The following is a 2385-nucleotide window of genomic DNA, read 5'->3' on the forward strand; positions in this document are numbered from 1 at the left end:
CCCTTTGCCATATAAAAAATGTTTCTCCTAACTTTATATATTTAATAATAACCTAGAAAGGTTTTTTATTTCATATTCTCAGTTAAAAGAAACATTGTACATTTATTAAAATGATTATTTTTATTGTAAATCAGAATAAAAGAAAAAATATTATATTTTTATATTACCATTTTTATCTATTTCAGGTAAATTAGGTTCACCAGACCCATCTCAACGATAAACTTTTATTCAACTTGGAGATCATGGCAACGCTACATTGATATTTGGATTATTATTTATTCTTTTTGATATTTTTATATTATTAGAATTATCTTGATATATTATAAAATATCATTTATTATAAACTATCTTACTAAACGGTTTTTCTTGGGGTACTATTCATTGTAAAATACCATCTTTTGTTTTTATATTATTTTTTTCTTTTAAATCTGCTAATTCTTTTTCAGTATATTGTGGTGGATTAAAAGCAACTAAACTTGCTGTGCTTGTTCCAATTAAAGTGCCTGTTCCTAAAAGACTTAATATTTTTTTCATATTTTATTAATTATTTATAATATATTTAAACATTAATTACAGTACAAATAGACGCTGCCATTCCCGAAATTGTTGAAATTAAAGTACCAATATAAGGAATTCATGCAGTACTTGCAGCAACAATATAACCAATATTTGTACAATTTTCTAAATCTTCATTTGTTTTTAAAGAATTTTTAATTTCAGATATTTTTTGATTTAAATTATTAATTTGTAATTTTAATTCATTAATATCTTTTTCTAGATTTTGAACTTTGCTATATAATTCATTTGATTTAAATTTAATATCAATTGTTTCTAAAATATGACTTAAAGAAAGTAACTTATTGTTAAGTTCATTAATGTTATTACCTTTTCATGTTCTTTTTAACGCTTTACCTTTTTCATCATTTCCGTATTTTGGTAAATCTTCATTAATTTGTCTATTATTTTCATTTTGTCAATTTATAAAATTTGTTTTTCAATTTTTAATTAAATTTTCATTATCAATTAATTTTGGTAAATCTTTATTTAATCATTTTTTAGTTATAAAAGTAAATTTATTATTTAAAGTTTGAATAGGGTAAATTAATTCGTTATTAGATTTTATTTTAAATTTAGTTGAGAAACTTTTATCAAAGAATGAATAATATTTTTTATCAAAAAATTCAAAATAAGAAATATTTAACTTTGGATATTTTTCTTTAAGCTTATTTAAAATAAAATTATCATCTGTATCTTCAATAATTCCTAAATCAATATATTCTTTTGACAAATCACCATCAAAATCATTTCATAAATTGTTAAGATATTTATTTTCAATAAATGAATTTTCTTCAAATAATTCTATAGATTCAATATCTTGTAATGAACTTCCAAAATTAGAAACTGTTACAATTTTTATTTTATTTCTTTTACCTGTATTCTGTCAAAAATCATAAATTCTTGGTCAATTATTTCAAATAGTTTCTGCACTTTCGCGAATATCTCCGCCACCAATTCTTGCATCATTTAATTTGGCATCATAATAAAATTTATCTTGAAATTTTATTATAAAATTATGTAAATCATTATTTAATTTTCAAAATATTATCTCTTCGAAAGTATCTGGATTAATTGTATAATACATTCTAGGTTTACCAAAAATTGGATCAGTGTGTGATACTACATTTTTATTATTATTTTCTCTTTTATTTCTTTTTAAATTTTCTATATTGTTTTTTTCTTTTTGATAGGGGGTGGCGGCAATTGTTGTTGGTACAGCTGTTTCACTGATTGTTAACACACTTAATAAACTTAAAAGTTTTTTCATTTTGTATAATTTCCTTTCTTTCATCTTGAAAATTTTTATCAAGATCTATTGACATTATATATATATAGGTCAAGTACTTTAAATATATTTTAGAAAGGAGATGAATTGTAATGATTATTATTGTGATTATATTTGTACTAATCTGGGCTCGCGGTGATTTTCATAAGTTTGTGAAAAATGCCTTAAAGTTTAAAAAAAACTTTTGCCGTGCTTTTCAAAATACTTGGGAAAAATTCTAAGCGTTAAGCAAAGAATTTTATAAAGGTTCCCAAATTTGTTTGAAAGAACCTCAAAACTTTTTTTAACTTGTAAGTCATTTTATCACAAAAATTTAAGAAAATCAACCGCTCGCCCAAAAATAGATTAATTATATTCCCATTTTAAAACGATATGGATAAGAACCATAAAACAAAGCATCATATGGGTCATGGTACATTTTACTATCGGGTGTGTTTGTTTTAGTATCACTAAATCTTAGTTCACTAATGCACTTATCTAAAAATGGGAAGTTATCTAATATGCCATATATTTTGCCTTGAACAAACATTTTTCTTATTCAG

General features: G+C 22.6%; 3 protein-coding genes. All 3 read right to left on the reverse strand.

Annotated elements, in window-relative coordinates; genetic code table 4:
• Positions 1–150 precede the first annotated feature (150 nt).
• Entirely contained in the window at positions 151–534 is a 384-nt protein-coding gene (locus D9R21_RS05730; RefSeq protein ID WP_126821448.1) for a lipoprotein, read from the reverse strand.
• Positions 535–559: 25 nt separating this feature from the next.
• On the reverse strand, positions 560–1825 hold the full coding sequence (locus D9R21_RS05735) for a kinetochore Spc7 family protein (RefSeq protein WP_126821449.1): 1266 nt from the start codon (positions 1823–1825) through the stop codon (positions 560–562).
• Between the two features lie 367 nt (positions 1826–2192).
• Positions 2193–2385, reverse strand: a 193-nt coding sequence (locus D9R21_RS05740; RefSeq protein WP_206609243.1) for a hypothetical protein, incomplete at its 5' end; no start/stop codon positions are given.

Origin of the sequence: Spiroplasma endosymbiont of Megaselia nigra (genome assembly GCF_003987485.1) — a bacterium.
In the GTDB taxonomy this organism is placed as follows: domain Bacteria; phylum Bacillota_I; class Bacilli_A; order Mycoplasmatales; family Mycoplasmataceae; genus Spiroplasma.